The organism is Pedobacter fastidiosus (genome assembly GCF_014306625.1).
GTDB lineage: Bacteria > Bacteroidota > Bacteroidia > Sphingobacteriales > Sphingobacteriaceae > Pedobacter > Pedobacter fastidiosus.
This window is the reverse complement of the sequence record NZ_JACRYL010000002.1, coordinates 279,211-305,250: the sequence shown is the minus strand read 5'-3', so window position 1 is coordinate 305,250 and position 26,040 is coordinate 279,211. Positions and strand designations below refer to the sequence as shown.

Genomic DNA, 26,040 nt, shown 5'->3' with positions numbered 1-26,040 from the left:
TTTTAAACTTTAGGATCCCAATTCATGATTGCCAATATATTAAGAGCCGAAACCGCAGATAAACACAAAGAACTAGAATCGTTAATGTTCGTTAACGAGATTATGAACAATTCCTTAAGTGTAATAGATTATAAAAAACTGCTAACAATAAATTATATTATCCATCAAAAGCTTGAAAATAAGTTAGCAAATATGCTTGATGCAGATTTGGCAGAAAAGCTTAAAATGAATGATCGATTAAAACTCTCTTCATTGGAAAAAGATTTGCAATACTGGGATATAGACAATTTAACGCTTCCTGAATTAAATTTTGAATTATTTATTCCTAGAAAAAATACTGCTGAAGTTTTAGGTGCCTTGTATGTATTGGAAGGGGCTACATTAGGCGGAAACGTAATAAAGAAGCACATTCTTGCAAATTCAAATTTTGCTACTGCTGAGGGCGGATTAAACTATTATGGAGTTTACGGAGATGAATTAGGCACTAAATGGAAAAATTTTGTTTCTATATTGAACGAGAGCGTATCTGAGGCAGATTACAAGGCTTGTGTAAATAGCGCTAATGAAACATTTGAGAATTTGATAAAGCTATCAAAACAGCTTAACTAAAAGGTTAGATATCTGTCTGATTTTGGAGGCCAAAATTTAAAAAATAGGATTAAAATAGTGCTAGGGCATTTTTTAAGACTTTTAAAATGTGCAAAACTTCTTTCAAATAAATATTTGCTTTCTGTTGTTAATTCAGTGTAAATATGTATTATTGAAAAAATAAATTTTTTAAACCTTAAAAACATCAATTAGCGATGGAAAAATTCTCAAAAGTTAAAGCTGCTGTTGCTGCGATTGAAGCAGATGTAGAAAAATTTTATAATGCTGGCAATGCAGCTGCTGGTACTCGTGTGCGTAAAGCAATGCAAGATCTTAAAGTTTTAGCACAAGAAATCCGTGCAGAAGTAACTGACAAGAAAAATACTGGCAAATAATATTCGCGAGTAAGAACAGAAAGGGTTTCGGTATGCCGAAGCCCTTTTTGCGTTATAACGAAGTTTAAGTAAAATGTAGTAGCCTCAAGTATATTCTATTAGTTTAAAATTTTTCGAGAGCTTAAAAAGCTTCCCGAAAATTAAACTCCTATTCTTTGCTCAATTTTTTTAACACATTTATTCGCTTCAGCTAATATCACGTCATTTTCCATTGGTTTATTGGCATTTAAAGCACTTAACATAGAAATGGTTAAACAAGCAATAATCCCATTGTTGCTATCAATGCCGATTGGAACAGAAATATCGGTTACACCAGAAACTGAGTCGCTGTTTTTTAAATAAGCACCAGTTTGTTGAATATTGATTAACGAACTCAAAAACTCATCCTGTTCTGCTTTTGAATACTTTTTGAAAATAGCGTTACTTTTAAGTGTAGTCGTTTTTTCGTTTTCGGGCATATATGCCAATAAAACTTTGCCAGATGCCGTTAATGGAAGCGGAAAAAGATTTCCTTCTTCGATAGAAAGCGCAATTGGTCCTGGGCTTTTTGCATGGATAATGACCATCACTTGGTTCATATACAAAATACTAAGGTGGCAAGATTGGCGAATCGTATTGGCGAGTTCCTCTAAAGGGAATTGCGCTGCCTTACGTAATTCATCAATTGGAGAGTGCCTGTGCGAAAGATAGAAAAGCTTTAACGAGAGCCTGTATTTTCCAGAAACCTCATCCCTTAAAATGTACCCACGGCTTTCTAAGCTCATTAACATCCTATAAATTTCATTCGGACTTTTATCAATCCCGATGGCAATTTCAGTTTGAGAAAGAGGAATAGACTGTGCAGATAAATATTCTACTATATCTAAGCCTTTATCTAAAGCAGGCGCTTGATACTTTGATTCTTTTTCTTTCATTTGGTTAGTTGGTGCTGTATCGGTTTTTTTACAAATTCAAACATACAAAATGCTTTCTTATTTCCTGTTTAGAAGCTGTCGTAAATATTAATACAATATTATAGTTTTCATATTTAAAAAAAACATTTATATTTGAATTAGTGCTTTTGTGTTTTTCTTGCTTTTGCAAAGAAAGTTTAATTTAGAAATAAATTGCATTTGTTTCTAATTTTAAGTGCTGATAACCAAGTATAAATTTAACCTAAAATCGCAACGCGATCCAATTAGCCTTAGGCTATGTATAAAATGAGCAAACTTGTAATTTTCTTTTGGCTTTACCTCTTGAGCATTCCTGTTTTTGCACAACAATTAAAAATTGCAGATTTAACATGCGATTATAGAACAAACCCGATAGGAATAGATCAGGTTTCACCAAGTTTAAGCTGGAAAATACAATCGAATCAACAGAATGTGGTTCAAACTGCTTACCGAATTTTAGTTTCTGATAACTCCGAAAGTATTAAAAATGGTTTGGGCAATGTTTGGGATTCGAGAAAAGTAATGTCCAATCAATCTATTCAAGTTAAATATTCAGGGTTAAAATTATCTTCTACTAAAAAATATTACTGGCGGGTAGAAAGCTGGAATAATTATGGTTTAGTTGCAAAAAGCGAAATTGCTTTTTGGCAAATGGGCCTGCTCAATATAGAAGATTGGAATGGCGCAAAATGGATTGCTTATGAAAAAATTGCCGATTCGAATTTAAATATTCTTCCTGTTGATGGTAAAAAAGATACTTATAAAGGCAATAATGTTTTGCCAATGTTTCGAAAAGGATTTTTTGTGTCAAAACCGATTAAAAAGGCAACTTTATTTATCTCTGGTTTAGGTCATTTTGAAATGAGTCTTAATGGCAAAAAAGTGGGTGATCACTTTTTAGACCCAGGGTGGACAAAATACGACAAAGAAGCTTTATATGTAACTTTTGATTTAACCAGCCATATTAAAAAAGGTGAAAATGCACTTGGTGTACTGCTGGGGAATGGTTTTTACAACATTCCGCCAGTTAGCGGCCGTTACAGAAAATTGAAGGTTGCATTTGGTTATCCTAAAATGATTTGTCGTTTGGCAATCGAATTTTCAGATGGTTCAGTTTCAAACATCATCAGTAATCAAAGCTGGAAAACAGCACCATCTCCAATAACTTTTTCTAGTATTTATGGAGGCGAAGATTACAATGCAAACTTGGAACAAAAGGAATGGAATGTTGCTGGTTTTAACGATCAAAAATGGAAATCAGCTTTGCTGGTTAGTGGCCCAAAATTGATTTCGCAAAGTGCTGAACCTGTTAAAGTATTTGAAAATTTTTCTGCTAAATCAATTACTAAACTGGCCAATGGCGATTGGGTTTACGATTTGGGACAAAATGCATCAGGCATCATCGAATTAAAAGTTCGCGGTAATAAAGGCGACACCATTCGCATCACGCCTGCCGAGCTATTGAAAGATGATGGAAACGTTACACAGAAAAATATTGGCGGTCCATCTTACTTTACCTATCTTTTAAAAGGCGAAGGCTTGGAAACTTGGCGTCCAAGATTTACTTATACTGGGTTTAGGTATCTGCAAGTTAGAGGCGGTATCCCAATAGGAAAAGAAAATTCATCCAACAGCATAGTAATCAAAGATTTAAAAGGACTACATATTCGCAATTCGGCGAAAATGGTTGGAAGTTTTACGAGCTCAAATGAGTTATTCAATAAAACATTTAGTTTAATAGATTGGGCTATTAAGAGCAATATGGTCAGTGTTTTTACCGACTGTCCTCATCGCGAAAAATTAGGTTGGCTAGAAGAATTGCATTTAATGGGCAGTTCGGTTCGGTACAATTTTGATGTAGCACCATTGTTTAAGAAATCTTTACAGGATATGCAAAATTCGCAAACAGAATCAGGTTTGATTCCAGAAATTGCACCAGAATACGTAAAATTTGAGTGGGGTGGAGATATGTTTCGCGATTCGCCAGAATGGGGAAGCAGCAGTATTTTAATGTCTTGGTATTTGTATCAATGGTATGGTGAAACACAGGCCATGAAAGATTATTATCCAATGATGCAACGTTATATTGGCTATTTAAAAACCAAAGCTAATACTCATATTTTATCTCAAGGATTAGGCGATTGGTATGATTTAGGTCCGAATGCACCCGGTGTTTCACAACTTACGCCAATGGGAATTACAGGAACAGCCATTTATTATTATGATCTGAAAATCTTGCAGAAAATTGCAACTCATTTAGGGAAAAAGGCCGATGCAATGGCTTATTCTAAATTGGCTTTAGAGGTGCGAAAATCATTCAACGATAAATTTTTTGATGTAAAAACCAAACAATATGGAACAGGAAGCCAAACTGCTAACGCAATGGCTGTATACATGGGATTAGTTAATGAACAGGATAAAAACACAGTAATCGATAATTTAGTAAGAGATATAAAAAGCAAAAATAACAGCTTAACGGCTGGCGATATCGGCTACCGCTATGTACTTCGCGTTTTGGAAGATGCAGGGAAATCTGATGTGATTTTCGATATGAACAGCCGTTCGGATGTTCCTGGTTATGGAATGCAAATTGCCAAAGGTGCTACAGCATTAACTGAAAGTTGGGCTGCCTTGCCAACGGTTTCAAACAATCATTTTATGCTTGGGCATTTAATGGAATGGCTTTATAGCGGTGTTGGTGGGATTCAGCAGCAAGAAAATTCGGTAGCATTTAAAGAAATTGTCATTAAGCCAGAAGTTGTTGGCGATTTAACTTCAGCAAGTACAAGTTATAATTCTCCCCATGGAGAGATTTCGACCAAATGGAAAAAATCAGTAAATGGTTTTGTGTTGGAAGTAAATATACCAGCAAATACTAAAGCTGTAATATATCTGCCAACCTTTCCTAATGCACTTCTAACCGAGGAATACAATGCTACTTTTACCGATTTAGGTGAAGAAAAAGGAAAGTCTAAATTGGCTGTCGGTTCTGGTTATTACAAATTTAATGTGCAATATAAATGAGAAAGCTAATAAACTATTTAAAAGTGGCTTGTTGGCGTTGCGGATCAGTGTTACGTGAGGGCACGAACCACGGATTAGTGTTTTTGTTCCTGTCCTCAATGCCTTTGTTCGTGTCCTCACGTACCAAAAAACTCTATAAATTTTTAAGCCTATTCTTTTTCTTATTTTCTTGTTCAATACAATTAAATGCCCAAAAGCCTAACTCAGTTACTCAAACTGAAATGGAACAGATTTATCAGGAAATAAAAACCCCATTTAAATATGGTTTGGTTATGGTTCCAAATGATGACCAGCATAAAATGGATTGCCCGACTATATTTAGAAAAGGCAAATTCTGGTATATGACTTACTTGATTTACAGCGGTAGAGGTTACGAAACTTGGTTGGCAAAAAGCAAAGATTTATTGAATTGGGAAAATCAGGGCAAATTAATGTCGTTTGGCGATGCTGGTAATTGGGATGATAACCAAAAGGCAGGATATAATGCCTTGCAAAATACAGAATGGGGCGGAAGCTATAAGCTGGGCAAATTTGATGGAAAATACTGGATGTCATATTTTGGTGGAAAAGAAAAAGGATACGAAACCGAACCACTTTCAATAGGAATGGCTTATGACTCAAAAAATCCATCAACTGTTCAAGAATGGACGAGGCTACCAAAACCTGTTTTAACTTCAGCTGATGCTGATGTAAGATGGTGGGAAAACAGAAATAAGCTTTTTAAAAGTACTGTAATAGAAGACAAAGAAAAATTAACAGGGCATCGTTTTGTAATGTATTATAACGCTGTTGGCGATTCATTGCTAAACAATAAAAAAACACGCTGGTATGAGCGTATTGGAATGGCTGTTTCTGATGATATGGTTAATTGGAAACGCTTTCAAAAAGATCCTGTAGTCCATCATCCGGTTGGAATTACTGGCGATGGCGTGATTCAAAAGATTGGGCTCAATTATGTGATGTTCTATTTTGGCGCTTTTTGGCAAGATCGAAAAGGTGCTTTTAATCGCTTTGCGGTTTCTAAAGATTTAGTAAACTGGACAGATTGGACAGGCGAAAATTTGATTGAGTCCTCTGAAAAATACGATGAATTGTATGCGCATAAATCTTTTGTGTTAAAATATAAGGGTGTGGTTTACCATTTCTATTGTGCTGTAAATAAACAAGATCAACGCGGAATTGCTGTGGCAACATCAAAAGATTTAGGTAAAAGTAAAGTGGATTTTATAGGTGATAAGAAGAATTAAATGAAGATGTCTCAATTTACATATCGAATTTTTAGTTTCACGATTTTTATGGTGCTTTCCTTTGCCGTCATTTCGACTGAAGCGAAGCGAAATGGAGAAAACTTTGAACTTGGTTTTAGTACATACAACCAAGATTTCTCCACTGCGGTCGAAACGAGGACTAACTCAGCGTTATTGTTAAGTTTTGAGGTTTGTCATCCGATAGCTATCGGATGCGAGGCACAAAGCAATCTCATTCAAAAAGACAGATTGCTTCAGCTCGCTCAAGGCCAGCTTCGCAATGACGATAGTTCTCGCTCCAGAACCAACTTCAACAAAAATTGGAAATTCTTTCTTGGCGACGAACCGACTGCAAAATCTCCTGCATATAACGATGCAAAATGGCGCAAATTAACTTTGCCTCACGATTGGAGCATAGAAGGAAAATTCGATGAAAAGAATCCGGCTAAGCCAGAAGGTGGCGGTTTGCCAACCGGAATTGGATGGTACAGAAAAGATTTTATAGCGCCTTCAAATTTTAAAAATCGATTAATCAACATCGAGTTTGATGGCGTTTATAAAAACAGCGAAGTTTGGGTTAATGGCCACTTTTTAGGGAAGCGTCCTTACGGATATAGCTCTTTCTCCTACGAAATCGGCAAATATTTAAAAGTGGGCAAAAATACAATTGCCGTAAAGGTTGATAATTCTGCACAACCAGATTCTCGTTGGTACTCTGGTTCTGGAATTTATAGAAATGTGTGGTTAACCTCTACAGCGAAAGTGGCTGTCGAAAATTGGGGCACATTTGTTACCGCTAATTTAGTTAAAGCTGATGGTTCTCAATCTGTACCTAAAGATGTTGCCGTTTGCAAATCAAAGCGCAAATTTTAAATAAAACCTTCTCAGTTCAATCTATTGTTCTGCGGAATAAAATTTATGACCCTAATGGCAAACTGGTTTTAGAGAATAAGCCTTACAACACTAAAATAGATACTTTCGGAATTACAGTTAACACAGATAATCAAATTATAAACCCAGTTCTTTGGTCGGTAGAAAACCCTAAGCAATATAAATTGGTAACTGAGATTTTGCTAAATAATAAAGTAATAGATTGTTATGAAACCAATTTTGGTGTGCGTTCTTTCAATTTTGATGCTCAAAAAGGTTTCTCTCTAAATGGCACGCCAATGAAAATTCAAGGTGTTTGTTTGCACCATGATTTAGGTGCTTTAGGTTCTGCAATAAATATTAGAGCGATGGAACGCCAGCTCGAAATTATGAAAGCGATGGGCGTTAATGCGATTAGAACAGCACACAATCCGCCAGCACCAGAGTTTTTAGATTTATGCGATAAAATGGGTTTCTTGGTAATGGATGAGGCTTTTGATATGTGGGCCAAAAAGAAAACCAAAAATGATTACCACTTAAATTTTCCCGAATGGCATAAACGAGATTTAGAAGATATGGTTAAGCGTGATCGCAATCACCCTTCCATCATTTTATGGAGTATTGGAAATGAAATTCGCGAACAGTTTGATAGCACAGGAATCGCCTTAACCAAAAAGCTTGTTTCTATTGTTAAAAATTTGGATAAAACTCGTCCTGTAATTTCTGCATTGACAGAAACTGACCCCAAGAAAAACTTCATTTATCAAGCCAATGCTTTGGATGTTTATGGCTTAAATTACAACCATAAAAAATATAAGGATTTCCCTATTAACTTTCCAAATGTTAAGTTTCTCGCTACAGAAACGACTTCAGCCTTAGAAACGAGGGGTTTTTATGATACAGCAGATACCATTCGCCGTTGGCCACGTGATGGAAAAACTAAGTTTGTTGAAGGCAATGCGGAATGGTCGGCTTCTTCTTATGATAATGTTTCGGCCTATTGGGGTTCAACTCACGAAGAAACTTTAAAAGAAGCTAAAAAATACGATCATGTTTCTGGAATTTTTGTTTGGACAGGCTTTGATTATTTAGGCGAACCGTTGCCTTATCCTTGGCCTGCTAGAAGTTCCTATTTCGGCATTGTAGATTTAGCAGGTTTCCCAAAGGATTCTTATTACCTGTATCAAAGCGAATGGACAAACAAACCTGTGTTACATATTTTACCGCATTGGAATTGGGAAAAGGGAAAAGCCGTTGAGGTTTGGGCGTATTACAACAATGCCGATGAGGTTGAACTTTATTTGAACGGGAAATCGCTTGGCAAAAAGAGCAAACAAGGAGAAGATTTGCACGTACAGTGGAACGTAAATTATGAGCCTGGGACATTAAAAGCAGTATCTCGTAAAAATGGAAAAGAGGTTTTAGTAAGTGAAGTTAAAACCGCTGGCGCACCAGCTAAAATTGAATTAATTGCAGATCGAAAAAATATCAAAGCAGATGGAAAGGATTTGTCTTTTGTTACGGTTCGGATTGTAGATGCGAATGGAAATGTTGTGCCGAATGCTGATAATTTAGTTGATTTCAAGATAGAAGGAAATGGTTTTATAGCTGGGGTAGATAATGGTTTTCAAGCTAGTTTAGAGCCATTTAAAGCCAATTATCGTAAAGCATTTCACGGTTTATGTTTGGGCATTCTTCAATCAACAGAAAAAACCGGAACTATAAAGTTAACCGCAAGTTCGGCTGGTTTGTCTTCTTCATCAATCATAATTAATACAGGAAAATGATTAAGAGACCTAATTATATAAAGATTGCTTCGTGTCTCGCAATGACGTTCCCATTATGGTCATTGCGAGGTACGAAGCAATCTTTTGGCAAAAAATCTTTAGCGCCGAAAAACTTAAATGTTCTTAAATGTCTTATATGGTTAAATCCTTTAATCTGTTTACTTTTTTTAACCATATCAGCCTCTGCCCAACTCGTTGATAAAACCCCAACTGCAGTTCAAAAAGTACCCGAAATTTACAACAGAGAACCCTGGGAAGATCCATTAGTAAGTGGCATTAATCGCGATGCATCTCGTGCAACGGCTTATTCCTTTACCAACATCGAAGATGCAAAAACTGGCAATAGAGATAAATCAACCAGAATGATTTCACTCAACGGAGATTGGGATTTTTCATTTGCACTAAAGCCAGCAGATGCCCCAAAAGATTTCTATAAATCACGCGTAAGCGGCTGGAAGAAAATAGAAGTTCCATCAAATTGGGAGATGAAAGGTTACGATAAACCGATTTACAAAAGTGCTGTTTATCCTTTTCGTCCGGTAAATCCACCAAATCCACCGATGGATTATAATGGCGTTGGAAGTTATCAGCGTACTTTTTCTATTCCCGAAAACTGGAAAGACATGAACATCACCTTACATTTTGGAGGCGTAAGTTCGGGCTATAAAGTTTGGGTTAATGGCAAGTTTTTAGGCTATGCTGAGGATAGTTTTCTTTCATCAGAGTTTAATGTGACACCATATTTACAGGCTGGAGAAAATATTTTATCAGTTCAAGTCATGCGTTGGACGGATGGAAGTTTCTTGGAAGATCAAGACCATTGGCGTTTAAGTGGTATTCATCGTGAAGTAATGCTTTTGGCAGAACCTAAATTACGAATCGCCGATTTCTTTGTACAAACAAAGTTAGACAAGGATTATAAAGATGCAACGATAAGCATTCGCCCACGAATTGAAAACCTAACAGGCAAAGAAGTTAAAGGTTATAAAGTCATAGCATCACTTTTTAATCAATCTGGAAAAGATATTCTGGAAAAACCATTGGAGCGAACTGTGGAAAGTATTATAAATGAGATTTGGCCTCGATTGGATAATGTGAAATTTGGCTTACTGGAAACTAAAATCAAAAACCCTTTAAAATGGAGCGATGAAGTTCCAAATCTCTACACGCTAACGATTTCATTAGAAGATAGTTTAGGGAAAATATTAGAAGTTAAAACCTGTAAAGTGGGTTTTAGAAGTATCGAGTTTTCTAAAACCAATGGTAAGTTGTTGATCAACGGAAAGGAAACTTATTTATATGGAATCAATCGCCCAGATCATCACCCATCAAAGGGAAAAGCTTTAAGTCGCGAAGATATTTTGCAGGATGTTTTAACCATTAAACGTTTCAATTTTAACTGTATCCGCACAAGTCATTACCCAATGGATCCATATTTATACGATTTGTGCGATGAATTTGGAATTTTAGTGATTGACGAAGCCAATTTAGAAACACATGGTTTAGGTGGGAAATTGAGCAATGATCCAACTTGGACTTCTGCTTATTTAGAGCGCAGTAGTAGAATGGTGATGCGTGATAAAAACCACCCAAGTATTATTATTTGGAGTTTGGGCAATGAAAGTGGTAGAGGGCCAAACCATGCGGCCATGTCGGCATGGATTCACGATTTTGACATTACACGCCCGGTACATTACGAGCCTGCAATGGGAAATCCGCGTTTGGATGGTTATATGGATCCGAGTAATCCGGCTTACCTAAAACCAAATGATCATTCGCGCCGTTTGCAAAACCCACAGGATGAGCCTTATGTGGATATTATTAGTAGAATGTATCCAAGCATCTACACGCCAAAAATGTTGGCAGAGCAAGATAATGGTGATCATCGACCGATATTCTTTGTAGAGTATGCACATGCAATGGGCAATTCGGTTGGGAATATGAAAGATTTTTGGGATGTTTTTCGTTCTACACCACGAATTATTGGAGGTGCCATCTGGGAATTTAAAGATCAGGGGATTTTAAAAACTGATAGTGTTGGTGTTCCATTTTATGCTTATGGAGGAGATTTTGGCGAAAAATATTTTGATAATTTCACAATCAAGGGCGTGGTTAATTCTGATGGGAAACCAAAAGGAGCCATGTACGAATGTAAACGAGTTTATCAAGGTGCTGAAAGCGAATTATTAGATGCAAAAAAAGGGATTGTAAAAGTTACCAATCGACATTCGGTTAAAAACCTCAACAGTTACGATGTTTATTTGATTGTGCGAAAGGATGGTTTTGTAATCAGTAAAAAATCGTTACCTAAGATTAACCTTTCAGCAGGAAAAGATACGGTAATCAATATTTCTACTTACTTGCCAAAAATTGAATCGGGCTCAGAATATTTGGCTGATATTCATTTTGTATTACCACAAGATGAACTTTGGGCGAAGAAAGGATTTGATGTTGCATCCAATCAATTTCTTCTAACCGGCTTGGCCGAACCAAAGTTTGTAGATAAAATTTCTCCTCCAAAATACAGTTCTACAATCGATAATGAAATCTTCTCCGGACAAAATTTTGAAGTTAACATTAATAAAAAGAATGGCGCATTAACATCTTATAAATGGAGAGGTGTTGAACAGATTTCTGCCCCATTGTTGCCACATTTCACCCGTCCGTTAACAGATAACGATAAACGCGGTTGGAAATCGAACAAGAAATTAAAGCAGTGGTATCAAAATGATCTGAAGTTTACAGGTTCTAGCATGGGCAAATTCGATGGAGTTTCCGGTTCGGGAATAATGATTACGAGCAATTACAGTTTAATTAACGATAGCGCAACCGTTAAAGTGAGCTATAGCATTTCCAATACAGGAATCGTAAAGGTTGATTATGCATTAACAGTTAAATCAGGTTTGCCGAATATCCCTAAAGTGGGCATGCAAATGGGTATTCTTCGTAATTACGATAATATTACTTGGTATGGAAAAGGGCCGATGGAAAATTACATCGATAAAAATTATGGTTTCGATGTTGCCACTTACAGCGAACCCATTAACGATTTTATGGAAAATTATGCTGTTCCTCAAGAAAATGGAAATCGTACAGATGTACGTTGGATGTATTTCTCTAACCCAGCGAAAAAGACAGGCTTAGTTTTCGTTGCAGATAGTTTATTAAGCATGAGTGCTTGGCCTTACACAGAAGAAAATATTCAATCGGCTAAACATACCAATAAGCTTAAAGATGCGGGCTATTTAACGGTAAACGTAGATTTAATTCAGATGGGCGTTGGCGGGAATGATAGCTGGAGCGATGTTGCAGCGCCTTTACCAAAATACCAAATCCCATCAAAAAATTATAAATACAGCTTTTATCTTTTGCCTTTTGAGGGAAAAAAGGAAGATGTTAGCAATAAAGTAAAACGAATAAAATTTTAGGTATTGTCTTTCTGAGGAACGAAGAATCTGCGGGCTATAAGACACAGTCTTTACCAAAGCAGTAGCTGGCGTTAGGCTTGTAAGGAATAGGTTAGGGATTCTTCGCCGTGCTCAGAATGACAGAAATAATTAGAGGAAATAAAGTGAAGAAGACAATTAACTTAAAAGGAATAACTTGGAATCACAGTCGTGGGTTTTTGCCCATGGTGGCCACTGCGCAACGATTTTCCGAACTTCATCCTCATGTACAAATCACTTGGGAGAAAAGAAGTTTGCAACAGTTCGCAGATTTTTCCATTCAAGAATTGGCAGTGCGATTTGATTTGTTGGTGATCGATCACCCCTGGGCAGGTTTTGCTTCAAAAACAAACTCCATTATTCCATTGGATGATCATTTATCGCCTGAATATTTAAAAGATCAAGAAGAAAACTCAGTTGGCGCATCTTACGAAAGTTATAATTTTAATAACCATCAATGGGGATTACCAATTGATGCAGCAACCCCTGTAGCCTCTAGTCGGCCAGATTTATTAGCTGAAAAGGGATTATCATTACCAAAATCATTCGAAGATTTATTGGCTTTGGCAGATAAAGGCTTAGTTGCTTTTGCCGGTATCCCGATTGATGTTTTAATGAATTTTTACACATTATGTTGCTCATTGGGCGAAGATCCTTATCAAGCTGATGATCTTGTTATTTCCAAAGAAATTGGGGTAAAAGCTTTAAAAATGTATCGCCAGCTGGCCACAAAAATGGATGAGGCTAACTTTAATAGAAACCCAATTCAGGTTTATGAAGCCATGACTTTAACGGATGAAATTGCATATTGTCCGTTTGCTTATGGCTATTCAAATTACTCTAGAAATGGTTATAGTCGTAAGCATTTGCACTTCCACGATATGATTTCATTAGATGGAAAAACAAATTTAAGAAGCACCTTGGGCGGAACAGGATTGGCCATTTCTTCTAAATGCGAAGAATTGAAAACCGCAGTAGAATATGTAAAATATGTGGGTTCTTCAGCTTGCCAACAAAGCTTATTCTTTGAAAGTGGTGGTCAGCCGGGGCATTTAATGGCTTGGAAAAACGCCGAAGTAAATAGACAAAGTCAGAACTATTTTTCAAATACTTTGCCTGCATTAGAACGGGCTTTTCTTCGTCCGCGTTACCACGGAAGTATGTTTTTTCAAGATCATGCTGGCGATGTTGTTAGAGATTATCTGATGAAGGGTGGCAACGAAGAGCAGGTTTTAGCAGACTTAAATAAACTATATCAAGAATCTAAAACATTAACCTTAGCATGAGCAGACCGTTAGAAGGTGTATTGGTTCTAGAATTTTGCCAGTTTTTGGCAGGCCCTTCTGCTGGATTAAAATTGGCAGATTTTGGTGCAAGAGTAATCAAAATTGAGCGACCAAAAGGGGGAGATGCCTGTAGGCAATTGTCTATTAAAAATCTTTTTGTAGAGGATGACAGCTTGCTTTTTCATACCATCAACAGAAATAAAGAGAGCTATGCAGCAGATTTAAAAAATCCTGAAGATTTAGAAAAACTGAAAAAATTGATCTCAAAAGCTGATATCATGACTCATAACTTTAGGCCAGGTGTTATGGAGAAAATCGGGCTTGATTATGTTAATGTTCAACAACTTAATGATAAAATTATTTATGGCATGGTTACCGGTTATGGTACAGAAGGACCATGGAAAAACAAACCAGGGCAGGATTTATTGGTTCAATCCGTTTCCGGTTTAACTTATTTATCTGGAAGCGATATTGATGGTCCGGTTCCATTTGGGTTATCCGTTTCTGATATTATGTGTGGCAACCATTTGGCGCAGGGCTTGATGGCTGGATTAATTAAAAGAGCCAAAACCAATAAGAGCGTTTTAGTTGAAGTTAGTTTACTCGAATCAATTTTGGATGTTCAGTTTGAAGTAATTACAACCTATTTAAACGATGGTGGCAAGTTACCAGAGCGCAGTTCGGCAAAGGGAAGCGCACATGCTTATTTAAGTGCACCTTACGGAATGTACGAAACAAATAATGGCTATTTGGCAATGGCAATGGGCAATTTGGAAAATATTTGTGCTTTAATAAACTGCGATATTACCGATTTGTACCTCCACCCGAACGCTGCATTTGAAAATCGCGATCAGTTAATTTTGAGATTAGCAGAAACTTTTAAAAAGCAAGACACTCAGCGTTGGTTAAATATTTTAGAAACTAATGGAATCTGGTGCGCCGAAGTATTGGATTACCAAAAAGCAACTGCTTTAAATGCTTACAAAAATTTAGATATAGAACAGTATTTAGATTTAGGCGATGGGAAAAATATAAAAACAACAGTTAGCCCGATTAGGTTGGATGGTTTAAAATTGAAATCAGCCGTAGCAGCACCAAAATTAGGTATTAATAATAGAGAGATTAATCAGGAGTTTAAAATAACGTAAGTCCGTTATTGCGAGGCACGAAGCAATCTGATATTGCCCACAAGGGAGATTGCTTCGGATGGTAAAAAACCAATTCTCGCAATGACGGCATTGACAAAAAAAATATGCGACCGCTTGAAGATTATTTAGTTATCGATTTTAGTCAGTTCCTTTCAGGTCCATCGGCAAGCTTGCGCTTGGCCGATATGGGCGCTCGGGTAATTAAAATTGAACGCCTAGGTGTGGGAGATATCTGTCGCACTTTGTACACTTCTAACTTAATTATGAATGGAGAATCTTCGGTTTTCCATGCTATAAACCGCAATAAAGAAAGTTTTGAAGTCGATTTGAAAAAAGAAGAAGATTGTGAAATGGTTCGCGAATTGCTTAAAAAGGCAGATGTAATGATTCATAATTTTCGCCCTGGCGTAATGGACCGATTAGGATTTGATTACGAATCTGTTTCAGCCTTAAATCCAACCATCATTTATGGAGAAATTTCTGGTTTTGGAAACGAAGGCGAATGGAAGAATAAACCCGGTCAGGATTTACTTTTGCAATCGGTAACTGGCTTAACCTCATTAACTGGCAATGCCGATAATGGGCCAATTGCCATGGGATTATCCATTGTAGATATGTTGGCTGGAGCACATTTGGCACAAGGGCTTTTAGCTTGTTTATATCGCAAAGTGATTAAAAACGAGGGCGGTTTGGTGCAAGTGAGCATGATGGAATCTGCCTACGATTTTCAATTTGAAACCATCACTACTTTCATGAATGATGGTGGAGCTTTACCACAACGCTCTTTGAAAAACAATGCGAATGCTTACTTGGGCGCTCCCTACGGCATTTACCAAACTGAAAATGGCTATATCGCTTTGGCTATGGGTTCAATTCCTATGCTTGGAAAACTATTAATTTGTGAAGATCTGTTAATATATATCGACATAAAAGAAGCATTTGATAAACGCGATGAGATTAAGGCAATCTTGGCGAATCATCTTTTATCGGCCACTACAGAAAAATGGCTTTCACTTTTAGAGCCTGCAGATATTTGGTGCGCAGATGTTTTAAATTGGAAAGAATTAATGGAACACGACGGTTTCAAAGTGTTAAATATGATTCAAGAAGTAGAAATGCTTGACGGCTACAAATACGAAACTACACGTTGTCCGATTCGGATTGATGGAGAATTATTAACTTCATCCAAAGGTTCTCCCAAATTAGGACAGGATAATCAAAATATTATTAAAGAATTCATCACCTTAAATGCCGTTACCAATGTCTAACCAAAGTACTTTCAAAATTGCGGTAAGAAAATTTGCTCCGTTTGAAGCAGCGATGCAGAAATTTTGGGATAAGTTTTGTGCAATTTCTGGCTGTGATTTGAAATTGGAAATGATCGTGATGGATTTACATGAGCTTTATGATCGAACCATTACAAAAAAGGGGATGGCCAATGGCGATTTCGATCTCGCCCACATCAATACCGATTGGATTTATGAGGGATATTTAAACAAAGATTTCGAAATATTAAATCCTTACATCAACAAAAATAAACCAGATGATTTTCCAAGAGGATGGAGCAAATCTCTTCTAAGCTTACAGCGTTTCGGCTGGGAAGTGGCTGGTTTGCCTTTTCATGATGGACCAGAATGTTTTATCTACAGAAAGGATCTTTTTGAAAGCCATGTAGAGCAGGCAAATTATTTATCCAAATATGGCAAAGCTTTAATGGTGCCAAAAACTTGGGAAGATTTCCATCAAATTGCCCAGTTTTTTAATCGTCCGGAAGCAAATTTATACGGAAGTATTTTCGCTTGCTATCCAGATGGCCACAATACTGTTTTTGATTATTGCCTGCAATTGTGGACAAGAGGTGGAAGTTTGGTCGATAAAAATGACGTGATAAACATCAATACGCAAGCTTCGATAGCAGGATTAACTTTTTATAGAAGCATTGTAAATGATCAAACAGCTGTACATCCTGGTTCTGCGCAATTTGATTCTGTTGCTGCCGGCTTGGCTTTTATGAATGGCGAATCCGCAATGATGGTTAATTGGTTTGGCTTTGCTACAATGTGCGAAGTAGATGAAAATTCGAAAGTAAAAGGTAAAATTGATGTAGATGTTTTACCTTCAAATGTAGATCAAATCTCAGCTTCGCTCAATGTTTATTGGTTATATACCATTGGTAAAGGAAGTAAGAATAAGGAAGTCGCTTATGAATTTCTACGTTTTGCAACCAATCAAGAAAATGATAAACTACTAACTTTAGAAGGTGGCATTGGTTGCAGAATGTCGACTTGGAATGATCCAGAAATCAATAAAATAATTCCTTATTACCACAAGTTAGATGCTTTACATACAGTGGCTAAAATGTTGCCACAAAAGAAAAATTGGGCTTCAATTGCTGCTGTAATTGATGAAATGGTTTTAAGTGTAGTTAATAGCGATCAACCAATAGAAAAACTAGTTGAACATGCGCAACTAAAAATTAATGAATTAGAAAAATGAGTATTGATATAAAATATAAACCCGAATTGCCCAAAACTGCACAACCCATAATTATTATTGGTGCGGGCGGAATTGTAGCTGATGCACATTTGCCAGCTTACAAAATAGCCGGATTTAAGATTCACGGGATTGTAAATAGAACAAAAGAAAGAGCGCAAAAACTGGCAGATCAATTTGGAATCGCTAATGTTTATAATTCTGTTGCAGAAGCAGTTGCCCACGCTCCAGAAAATACTGTGTATGATTTAACCATTATTCCAGAGCAATACATTGAAACCTTAAAACAACTGCCAATTGGAAGTGCTGTTCTAATTCAGAAGCCAATGGGCGATAATTTTGAGCAAGCAAAAGAAATTTTGGCTTTGTGTAAGGAACGAAATTTTAAAGCTGCTATTAATTTTCAATTGCGTTTTGCGCCATTTGTAAGTGCGGCCAAATATCTAATTGATGCTGGTTTAATTGGCGAATTGTACGATATGGAGGTGCGAGTGACAATAAAAACACCATGGGAAATTTTCCCTCATGTTATTGTTCATCCTCGTTTAGAAATTCAATACCACAGCATTCATTATGTAGATTTAATCCGTTCGTTTTTGGGGAATCCAACATCCGTTTTGGCTAAAACATTAAAACATCCAGCTAAAAATTTATCGTCATCTCGTTCTACTATATTGTTCGATTATGGCGATACGATGCATGCCGTAATTAATACCAATCACGATCATGATTTTGGACCCGATCATCAAGAAAGCTATATTAAATGGGAAGGTACAAAAGGGGCAATTATCGCTAAAATTGGCTTGCTTATGGATTATCCGGATGGGGTTCCAGATGTTTTTGAATATTGTATTGTTGAAGAAGGAAGATCACCAGAATGGAAAACAGTTAAACTGGAAGGTTCTTGGTTTCCCGAAGCATTTATTGGTACAATGGCCAATTTAATGCGCTATAATGAAGGATCGACGGATGTTTTAAATACCAGTGTTGAAGATGTAATTAATACGATGGCAGTCGTAGAAAGTGCTTATCAATCGAGTGATATTGGAGGAATAAAGGTTAAATAGGGATATCGTCATTGAGAGACAGGGGATGAGCGAGCCGAAGCAATCTACTTTTCGTGAGAGATTGCTTCGTTTCGATGAAAAATCGAAAACTCGCAATGACGGGATTATAATTAAAAAATATTTTACCTATCGGTTGGTGTCTCACCGACCGAAATATAAGTGAGATAAATAAAATGAAACTTTGGCTGATGGCTCATCAACCATTAAATAAAAAATATTAAAATGTATTTCAAATCAACATTTTTTGAAGATTACCAATTACAGGATAAACGTGTAACCTTAGGTAGAACAATAACAGAAACTGATTTTGTTGTTCACGCTGGGCACACAGGAGATTTTTTTCCGCACCACATGGATGCAGAATGGTGTGCAACACAACCTTTTAAACAACGTATTGCCCATGGAACAATGATTTTTAGTATTGGGATCGGTTTAACAGCATCAGAAATCAATCCAGAAGCAATGTCTAAGGGGTATGATAAGTTGCGTTTTGTAAAACCTGTTTTCATTGGCGATACCATTCACTCAGAAATTACAATCTCAGAAAAAGGAGAGAGCAAAAGACCAGGATATGGAACCGTAACAGAACACGTAGAAATCATCAATCAACATGGAGAAGTCGTTTTAGTTTGCGATCATCTGCTTGTAGTTAAGAAAAAGGTTCATTAGTCATTAGTTCACTCGTTCATTTGTCAAAATACCTAGACAAATCAAACTAATGAACTTATCCTTTGCTAAATTCTAAATACCAATGAACTAATGACTAATGAACTATTGAACCACATAAAACCAAATATATGAACCACAATCAACCCGAAATTATTACTGTAGATGAAAATTCATCAGGTAAAAAGTATCTTTTCCCATTCATTCTTGTAATAAGTCTCTTCTTCTTATGGGGGATGGCACATAATCTAGATTCTAGCTTAATACCCCATTTACGCAAGGCATTTAATTTGAGTAATCTCGAATCCATGCTGATCGACACCTCTATTTTTTTTGCATATTTTGTGATGGCTATACCCGCGGGTATCATTCTTAAGAAATGGGGCTATAAAACTACTATGATTGTAGGTTTATTAGTTTTCGCTTTTGGTGCATTTTTATTCGTTCCTGCTGCAAATAATCTTTCTTATTTTACTTTTTTAATTGCGCTTTTTATCATTGGATGTGGCTTGGCAACATTAGAAACTTCGGCAAATCCTTATGCGGCTGTTCTTGGAGATCCCAAAAAAGCTGCTAGTCGATTAAACCTCGCAGCATCATTTAATGGTTTAGCTGCCGCAGTAGCTGGCTATGTTGGTACACATTATATCTTATCAGGCAAAACCTATTCAAAAGATGAATTATCAAATATGACCGAAGCCCTTCGTTTAACCGAGGCATCTTCAGTAAAGACACCATATATCATTCTTGGAACTGTTTTAGTACTTATAGCGATAGCTTTTTGTTTTATTAAGTTTCCAGAAATAAAAACTAAGAGCATTGATGGCGAGGCTAAAGGGAGTTTTTTAGGTTCTTTAAAACATAAACATTTACGTTGGGCTGTTGTAGCTCAATTTTTTTATGTTGGTGCTCAAGTTTGTGTAACAAGTTCATTTATTCGTGCTGCACAGCAAGGAGCAGGTTTTGATGAGAAAACAGCAGGTATTTATCTATTCATTTACGGAATCCTTTTCACAGTTGGGCGCTTTGTTGGAACAGCATTGTTACAGTATGTAAAATCTCCAAAGCTTTTATCGATATATGCATGTGTTGCAATTGTATTGTGTTTAATTGCAATATTTAGCCATGGTTCCATAGTTGTTTATGCATTAGGTGGTTTAGGTTTTTTTATGTCAATTATGTTTCCTACCATTTTTGCTTTGGGAATTGAAGGTATCGGAGATGACACTAAACCTGGTTCATCATGGCTAATTATGTCGATTATTGGTGGTTCGATAATACCGCTCACAATGGGTGCTGTTATAGATTTCAATAATGATAATGTCCAAATCGGCTACAGCATTCCTCTAGTTTGCTTTTTAATCATTTTATATTTTGGCTTAAGAGGTTATAAAATCGCACATAAATAATTTAAAACAATGTGCGTCATTGAGGCACGAAGCAATCTGCTAAAAAGCGATGGGATAGAAGATGCTCAAAACAAAAGCAGATTGCTTCGGATGGTGAAAAACCAATCCTCACAATGACGATATAAATTATAAAAATGAAACTAAGGATTACTAAAATATTTACGTTGATTTTGTTGTTGAGCATTGCCTCTTCAACGGTTTTTGCGCAACAAAATGAACAGGCTAAACCTTGGGTATTTTGGTATTGGATTCAAGCTGGGGTTTCTAAGGCTGGTATTACTGCAGATTTAGAAGCCATGAAAACGAATGGAATTGGCGGTGCATATTTAATGTCAATTAAAGGTCCTGCCAATCCGCCAATTTATTCGCCAGCCATTACACAACTTACACCACAATGGTGGGAGATGGTTAAGTTTGCTATGGATGAAGCCAAGCGTTTAAATTTAAAACTTGGGATGCATGTTAGTGATGGCTTCGCTTTAGCTGGCGGTCCGTGGATAAAGCCCGAACTATCCATGCAAAAGGTAGTTTCATCAAAAATAAATATCAGTAATTCAGTTAATAAGATAATTCTACCTCAACCAGAAAAGAATGAAGGTTATTATAAAGATATTGCCGTTTATGCTTATCCATCTCCAATAGGTACAAATGTTTCTACACGAACAATTATCCCGAAAATTACAGCAAGTAATGGTGCAGATGCGTCAGGATTAATTAAACAGAATAACAAACAAAACTTTGGTTCAAATGAACCTTGTTATCTTCAGTATGAGTTTGAGAAACCATTTACTTGTCGCACTATTTACATTAAAGTTAGTGGAAACAATTATCAGGCTCAACGTTTAAAAATTGAGGTTAGTAACGATGGTAAAAACTTTCGGCCGATTGGAAGACTTGAGCCACCAAGACATGGCTGGCAAGATACTGACGAAGATGTAACGCATTCTATTGTGTCAACAACAGCCAAGTTTTTTCGTTTTGTTTATGATAAATCGGGCTCAGAACCTGGATCAGAAGATTTGGACGCCGCTAAATGGAAACCATCATTAAAGCTGGTTAATCTGGAGCTTTCTTCAGAAGCTCAAATCAATCAGTTTGAAGGAAAAAATGGTTCTGTTTGGCGAATTAGTAAGCGAACAACGCAAGATCAGTTGCCTCAAAATTTATGTGTGCCATTAAATAAAATGATTAACCTAACTGGAAAATTAAAAGCGGATGGCAGTTTGAATTGGAAAGCACCTGCCGGGAATTGGACAATTTTGCGAATCGGTCATACCTCTACCGGGCATACCAATGCCACTGGTGGTGGGGGAATGGGATTGGAGTGCGATAAATTTAACTCAGAAGCTGTAAAGCTTCAATTTAATAGTTGGTATGGTGAAGCATTAAAACTTGGCGGACCTGAAATTGCATCCAAAGTTTTAAATACTTTTCATGTTGATAGTTGGGAATGTGGAAGTCAAAATTGGTCAGAGAATTTTAAAGCAGAATTCTTAAAGCGACGTGGTTACGATTTAACACCTTATTTACCGATCATGACCGGTTTACCGGTTCAAAGTGCTTCAGTTTCTGAGGGCTTTTTATACGATGTAAGAAAAACCATTTCAGAGTTGGTCGTAGATAAATTCTATAAAACATTGGCTTCTTTAGCTAAAGAGAAAGGCGTAATATTTACAGCAGAAAGTATAGCGCCAACCATGTTAAGCGATGGTTTAATGCATTACAAAACGGTCGATGTGCCAATGGGCGAATTTTGGTTAAATAGTCCAACCCACGATAAGCCAAATGATATGTTGGATGCCATTTCCGGGGCTCATATTTATGGGAAAAATATCATTCAAGCTGAAGCATTTACCACAGTTCGTATGGATTGGAACGAGAGTCCGGGTAATATGAAAACCCTTCAAGACCGCAATTATGCTTTAGGGATCAATAAATTGGTTTATCACGTTTTTACCCATAACCCTTGGATGGATCGTAAACCAGGAATGACTTTGGATGGCGTAGGCTTGTATTTTCAACGTGACCAAACTTGGTGGAAATTGGGTAAAGCTTGGGTTGACTATGCAGAAAGATGCCAAAACCTTTTACAGCAAGGCAAACCTGTTGTAGATCTTGCCGTTTTTACTGGCGAAGAATTGCCACGCCGTTCTGTATTACCAGATCGTTTGGTTTCCACATTGCCTGGACTTTTCGGCGCCAATGTAGTTGAAGCGGAGCGTAAGCGATTGGCGAATATTGGAGAGCCAATGACTTCAATTCCATCTGGAGTTTCGCATTCGGCGAATATGGCCGATCCAGAAAATTGGGTAAATCCCTTAAACGGTTATGCTTACGATAGTTTTAATCCCGATGTTTTAAGTACGGCAACAGTTAAAAACAAGGAAGTTGTTTTTGCAAGTGGTGCTACTTATAAAATTTTGGTCATCCCTGGCAACATGAAAATGAATCCAAATTATCAATTTATGAGCTGCCAAACGGTTAAGAAATTGGTAGAGTTGGTTAAAGCGGGGGCAACAATTATTGTGGCAAACAAACCATTATATCAAATTGGATTACAAAAAGTTAGTGATGCTGAGTTTAATAATTTAGTTAATCAAATTTGGGATGAAAAAACAGCAACTGATTATATAAAAAATGTTGGCTTTGGGCGAGTAATGAAAGCTCCTTATTCTGGAAATGATTTTAATAATATAGGATTAGAAAAAGATTTGGATGTTAAATACTTGCCATCCTTAGTAAGCTCTACTTTTTTGACTGCAAAAAATGTCGCTTATACCCACAGAAGGGCAAATGAAAAGGATATTTATTTCATTTCAAATCAAGAAGATAAAGAAAGGCAACTTGATTTCTCATTTAGATGCTTAGGAAAAGTACCCAAGCTCTATAATTCCGTTACCGATGAGACGATTGAAGTAAAAAATTGGTACACTAAAGATGATAGAACTCACATTTCATTAAAATTAGATGCTAATGCTTCTGTATTTGTAATATTTGAAAACACAGAGCAAAACGAAAAAATACAAAAAAGACAGACCTTAAAACCGATTCGAAACCTTTCAACTGATTGGAAAGTTCAATTTAATCCCGAATATGGTGGTCCAGCAAAACCCGTCGAATTCAAAACTTTAACCGATTGGACTTTAAATACCGATAGTGCAATTAAATATTATTCTGGCACAGCTTCTTATACCAAAACATTTAGTTTTCAAGGTAATCTTCAGAATAAAGTATGGATAGATTTAGGTGTATTCTCCAACATGGCTGAAGTAAAAGTAAATGGAATAGATTGTGGAATCTTATGGACTGCTCCATTTAAAACAGAGATTTCCAAAGCAATAAAAATGGGAGAAAATAAAATTGAAATTCAAGTTGTAAATACTTGGGCTAACCGTTTAATTGGAGATAGTAAATTACCTGAAGATAAAAGAATTACAAATACAGCGGCACCTTTTCGATTAGAGGGTAAACCTTTAAATCCCGCCGGATTATTAGGGCCAGTATTGATAAAAATTGAAGAAAAATAAAATTCATCGTCACTGCGAGGAACGAAGAAATCTATTTCGATAAGTGAGTTTGCTTCGTTCCTCGCAATGATGGCAAGAAAAAAAATAAATAGCAATCAGAATGATTAACAAATTTGCATTCATAATTCTTTCGGCCTTTTCGCTTTGCGTTAATGCACAACAAAATGCCTTAACAAATAATGCCAATAGTCCTTACGCTAAACTGAAAAGTTTAAATATGACGGATGTAACTTGGACAAATGGTTTTTGGGCAGAACGCTTTAAAGTCGCAACAGAAACGATAGTGCCAAATATGTGGGCAATTTATAATGATCCAAAAATCAGTCATGCATTTAAAAATTTCGAGATCGCGGCAGGCTTAGATACAGGTTCTCATTCCGGACCATCCTTTCATGATGGCGATTATTACAAAACTTTAGAAGCGATGGCCAGTCTTTACGCTTCGACGAAAAACCCAAAGCTAAATGAGATGATGGATAAAGCTATTTCGGTGATTGCTAAATCGCAGAGGGCCGATGGTTACATTTATACCAAAGCGATAATCGAACAACGCAAAACGGGTTCGAACAATCAATTCCAAGATCGATTAAGCTTTGAGGCTTATAATATCGGGCATTTAATGACGGCTGCTTGCGTTCATTATCGAGCTACCGGCAAAACAACTTTGTTAAACGTAGCCAAGAAAGCAACTGAATATTTGTACAATTTTTATAAAAATGCATCGCCAACACTGGCAAGAAATGCGATTTGTCCCTCACATTACATGGGTGTTATTGAAATGTACCGAACTACAAAAGAGCCTAGATATTTGGAACTGGCGAAACATTTAATCGCCATTAAGGGTAAAATAGAGGATGGAACGGATGATAATCAAGATCGAATTCCTTTCTTACAACAAACCAAAGCCACGGGGCACGCTGTTAGAGCCAGTTATTTATATGCTGGCGTAGCCGATTTATATTCAGAAACTGGAAATGATAGTTTAATGAAATCCCTAAACCTGATGTGGAATGATGTGAATGAGCATAAAATGTACATTACCGGCGGTTTAGGGTCGTTGTACGATGGTACTTCGCCAGATGGCACTTCTTATAACCCGAATGATGTTCAAAAAATTCATCAGGCCTTCGGTAGAGATTATCAACTGCCAAACTTTACAGCGCATAACGAAACTTGCGCAAACATTGGTAATGTACTCTGGAACTGGAGAATGCTTCAAGTTACTGGCGATGCAAAATATGCCGATGTGATGGAGCTGGCCTTGCACAACAGCGTTTTATCAGGTATCAGCCTTGATGGTAAAAATTTTTTATATACCAATCCATTAGCACAGAGTGATAATTTGCCCTTTAAACAACGGTGGTCTAAAGATCGTGTTCCATATATTTCCTTATCCAATTGTTGCCCTCCAAACGTAGTGCGCACTATTGCCGAAGTGAGCGATTATTTATATAGCATATCCGATAAAGGCTTGTGGTTCAATTTGTATGGTGGCAATAAAGTAAGTACTCAACTGGCCGATGGATCTAAAATTAGCCTCGAAGAAGTAACGAATTATCCATGGGATGGAAATATTAAAATCAATATAAAAGAAAGTGGTGCTCAAGCTTATTCAATGTTTTTCCGCATTCCGGGGTGGACGCATGATGCTCAGATTAAGATAAACGGAAAAATTGTGGACGCCAAAACTGCTTCAGGAACTTATGCAGAAGTGAACAGAGTTTGGAGAGCAGGCGATGTTGTAGAGCTAAATTTACCAATGGAAGCTCAGCTTATCGAGTCAAATCCTTTGGTTGAGGAAAATAGAAATCAGGTTGCTGTAAAAAGAGGACCGATTGTTTATTGTTTAGAATCTGCTGATTTACCCGGGAAAAATATTTTTAATGCTTTTATACCAACCTCTACAAAATTTACCGCCGAAAATATTACAATTGATGGCGCCAAAATGATGAGTTTGGTTGGTCGTGCTAAAATGACTGATCCAACGGTTTGGGGAAATTCACTTTACCGACAAGTAAATAACAGCAACGAAAATACACAGATAAAACTAATACCATATTTCGCTTGGGGCAATAGAGGACATTCGGAAATGTCGGTTTGGTTGCCGGTGAGTAGGTAAATCGTCATTGCGAGGCACGAAGCAATCTAATCCGTA

General features: G+C 36.8%; 17 protein-coding genes. 16 read left to right on the top strand and 1 reads right to left on the bottom strand.

Annotated elements, in window-relative coordinates; all coding sequences use genetic code 11:
• The first annotated feature begins 24 nt into the window (after positions 1 to 24).
• Entirely contained in the window at positions 25 to 609 is a 585-nt protein-coding gene (locus H7U22_RS03440; RefSeq protein ID WP_187069935.1) for a biliverdin-producing heme oxygenase, read from the top strand.
• 194 nt (positions 610 to 803) lie between these two features.
• On the top strand, positions 804 to 983 hold the full coding sequence (locus H7U22_RS03435) for a histone H1 (RefSeq protein ID WP_116249844.1): 180 nt from the start codon (positions 804 to 806) through the stop codon (positions 981 to 983).
• A gap of 140 nt (positions 984 to 1,123) precedes the next feature.
• Here the strand turns inward: H7U22_RS03435 and H7U22_RS03430 are convergent, their stop codons facing one another.
• Positions 1,124 to 1,897, bottom strand: coding sequence for an IclR family transcriptional regulator (locus H7U22_RS03430; RefSeq protein WP_187069934.1), 774 nt, complete (start codon positions 1,895 to 1,897; stop codon positions 1,124 to 1,126).
• Between the two features lie 285 nt (positions 1,898 to 2,182).
• On the opposite strand from H7U22_RS03430, the gene H7U22_RS03425 reads away from it, so the two are divergent.
• The 14 genes from H7U22_RS03425 to H7U22_RS03365 all read left to right on the top strand — a co-directional run bounded on the left by H7U22_RS03425 (position 2,183) and on the right by H7U22_RS03365 (position 26,004).
• Entirely contained in the window at positions 2,183 to 4,939 is a 2,757-nt protein-coding gene (locus H7U22_RS03425) for a family 78 glycoside hydrolase catalytic domain (RefSeq protein WP_187069933.1), read from the top strand.
• A gap of 221 nt (positions 4,940 to 5,160) precedes the next feature.
• Positions 5,161 to 6,186, top strand: a complete 1,026-nt coding sequence (locus tag H7U22_RS03420) for a glycoside hydrolase family protein (protein ID WP_248284670.1) — start codon at positions 5,161 to 5,163, stop codon at positions 6,184 to 6,186.
• A 6-nt stretch (positions 6,187 to 6,192) separates the two neighbouring features.
• Entirely contained in the window at positions 6,193 to 7,059 is an 867-nt protein-coding gene (locus H7U22_RS23010; protein WP_248284669.1) for a sugar-binding domain-containing protein, read from the top strand.
• Positions 7,035 to 8,843, top strand: coding sequence for a glycoside hydrolase family 2 TIM barrel-domain containing protein (locus H7U22_RS03415; protein WP_248284668.1), 1,809 nt, complete (start codon positions 7,035 to 7,037; stop codon positions 8,841 to 8,843). The genes H7U22_RS23010 and H7U22_RS03415 overlap by 25 nt, the downstream gene beginning before the upstream one ends.
• Before the next feature lie 41 nt (positions 8,844 to 8,884).
• Positions 8,885 to 12,271: a glycoside hydrolase family 2 TIM barrel-domain containing protein gene (locus tag H7U22_RS03410; protein ID WP_187069932.1), complete on the top strand. Its 3,387-nt coding sequence runs from the start codon at positions 8,885 to 8,887 to the stop codon at positions 12,269 to 12,271.
• A gap of 116 nt (positions 12,272 to 12,387) precedes the next feature.
• Positions 12,388 to 13,575, top strand: a complete 1,188-nt coding sequence (locus tag H7U22_RS03405) for an ABC transporter substrate-binding protein (protein ID WP_187069931.1) — start codon at positions 12,388 to 12,390, stop codon at positions 13,573 to 13,575.
• Positions 13,572 to 14,723: a CaiB/BaiF CoA transferase family protein gene (locus tag H7U22_RS03400; RefSeq protein WP_187069930.1), complete on the top strand. Its 1,152-nt coding sequence runs from the start codon at positions 13,572 to 13,574 to the stop codon at positions 14,721 to 14,723. Before H7U22_RS03405 ends, H7U22_RS03400 begins: the two co-directional genes overlap by 4 nt.
• 104 nt (positions 14,724 to 14,827) lie before the next feature.
• Entirely contained in the window at positions 14,828 to 15,991 is a 1,164-nt protein-coding gene (locus H7U22_RS03395; protein WP_187069929.1) for a CaiB/BaiF CoA transferase family protein, read from the top strand.
• Complete coding sequence (locus tag H7U22_RS03390) at positions 15,984 to 17,219, top strand: extracellular solute-binding protein (RefSeq protein WP_187069928.1); 1,236 nt, start codon at positions 15,984 to 15,986, stop codon at positions 17,217 to 17,219. The genes H7U22_RS03395 and H7U22_RS03390 overlap by 8 nt, the downstream gene beginning before the upstream one ends.
• Positions 17,216 to 18,283, top strand: a complete 1,068-nt coding sequence (locus H7U22_RS03385) for a Gfo/Idh/MocA family protein (protein ID WP_187069927.1) — start codon at positions 17,216 to 17,218, stop codon at positions 18,281 to 18,283. Before H7U22_RS03390 ends, H7U22_RS03385 begins: the two co-directional genes overlap by 4 nt.
• Before the next feature lie 222 nt (positions 18,284 to 18,505).
• On the top strand, positions 18,506 to 18,952 hold the full coding sequence (locus H7U22_RS03380; protein WP_187069926.1) for a MaoC/PaaZ C-terminal domain-containing protein: 447 nt from the start codon (positions 18,506 to 18,508) through the stop codon (positions 18,950 to 18,952).
• A 128-nt stretch (positions 18,953 to 19,080) separates the two neighbouring features.
• Positions 19,081 to 20,358 (top strand): L-fucose:H+ symporter permease, encoded by a 1,278-nt coding sequence (fucP, locus tag H7U22_RS03375; RefSeq protein WP_187069925.1) that lies wholly within the window; start codon positions 19,081 to 19,083, stop codon positions 20,356 to 20,358.
• Between the two features lie 134 nt (positions 20,359 to 20,492).
• On the top strand, positions 20,493 to 23,885 hold the full coding sequence (locus tag H7U22_RS03370; protein ID WP_187069924.1) for a glycosyl hydrolase: 3,393 nt from the start codon (positions 20,493 to 20,495) through the stop codon (positions 23,883 to 23,885).
• A gap of 100 nt (positions 23,886 to 23,985) precedes the next feature.
• Positions 23,986 to 26,004: an aceric acid hydrolase gene (locus tag H7U22_RS03365; RefSeq protein ID WP_187069923.1), complete on the top strand. Its 2,019-nt coding sequence runs from the start codon at positions 23,986 to 23,988 to the stop codon at positions 26,002 to 26,004.
• Positions 26,005 to 26,040 lie beyond the last annotated feature (36 nt).

Excerpts from the sequence above, each read along its gene's own strand:
- H7U22_RS03395 (WP_187069929.1), top strand. The coding sequence starts at position 14,828 with ATGCGACCGCTTGAAGATTATTTAGTTATCGATTTTAGTCAGTTCCTT.
- H7U22_RS03435 (WP_116249844.1), top strand. The coding sequence starts at position 804 with ATGGAAAAATTCTCAAAAGTTAAAGCTGCTGTTGCTGCGATTGAAGCA.
- H7U22_RS03385 (WP_187069927.1), top strand. The coding sequence starts at position 17,216 with ATGAGTATTGATATAAAATATAAACCCGAATTGCCCAAAACTGCACAA.
- H7U22_RS03420 (WP_248284670.1), top strand. The coding sequence starts at position 5,161 with ATGGAACAGATTTATCAGGAAATAAAAACCCCATTTAAATATGGTTTG.
- H7U22_RS03370 (WP_187069924.1), top strand. The coding sequence starts at position 20,493 with ATGAAACTAAGGATTACTAAAATATTTACGTTGATTTTGTTGTTGAGC.
- H7U22_RS03365 (WP_187069923.1), top strand. The coding sequence starts at position 23,986 with ATGATTAACAAATTTGCATTCATAATTCTTTCGGCCTTTTCGCTTTGC.
- H7U22_RS03390 (WP_187069928.1), top strand. The coding sequence starts at position 15,984 with ATGTCTAACCAAAGTACTTTCAAAATTGCGGTAAGAAAATTTGCTCCG.
- H7U22_RS03380 (WP_187069926.1), top strand. The coding sequence starts at position 18,506 with ATGTATTTCAAATCAACATTTTTTGAAGATTACCAATTACAGGATAAA.
- H7U22_RS03400 (WP_187069930.1), top strand. The coding sequence starts at position 13,572 with ATGAGCAGACCGTTAGAAGGTGTATTGGTTCTAGAATTTTGCCAGTTT.
- H7U22_RS03410 (WP_187069932.1), top strand. The coding sequence starts at position 8,885 with ATGACGTTCCCATTATGGTCATTGCGAGGTACGAAGCAATCTTTTGGC.
- H7U22_RS03430 (WP_187069934.1), bottom strand. The coding sequence starts at position 1,897 with ATGAAAGAAAAAGAATCAAAGTATCAAGCGCCTGCTTTAGATAAAGGC.
- H7U22_RS03425 (WP_187069933.1), top strand. The coding sequence starts at position 2,183 with ATGAGCAAACTTGTAATTTTCTTTTGGCTTTACCTCTTGAGCATTCCT.
- H7U22_RS03405 (WP_187069931.1), top strand. The coding sequence starts at position 12,388 with ATGACAGAAATAATTAGAGGAAATAAAGTGAAGAAGACAATTAACTTA.
- H7U22_RS23010 (WP_248284669.1), top strand. The coding sequence starts at position 6,193 with ATGTCTCAATTTACATATCGAATTTTTAGTTTCACGATTTTTATGGTG.
- fucP (WP_187069925.1), top strand. The coding sequence starts at position 19,081 with ATGAACCACAATCAACCCGAAATTATTACTGTAGATGAAAATTCATCA.
- H7U22_RS03440 (WP_187069935.1), top strand. The coding sequence starts at position 25 with ATGATTGCCAATATATTAAGAGCCGAAACCGCAGATAAACACAAAGAA.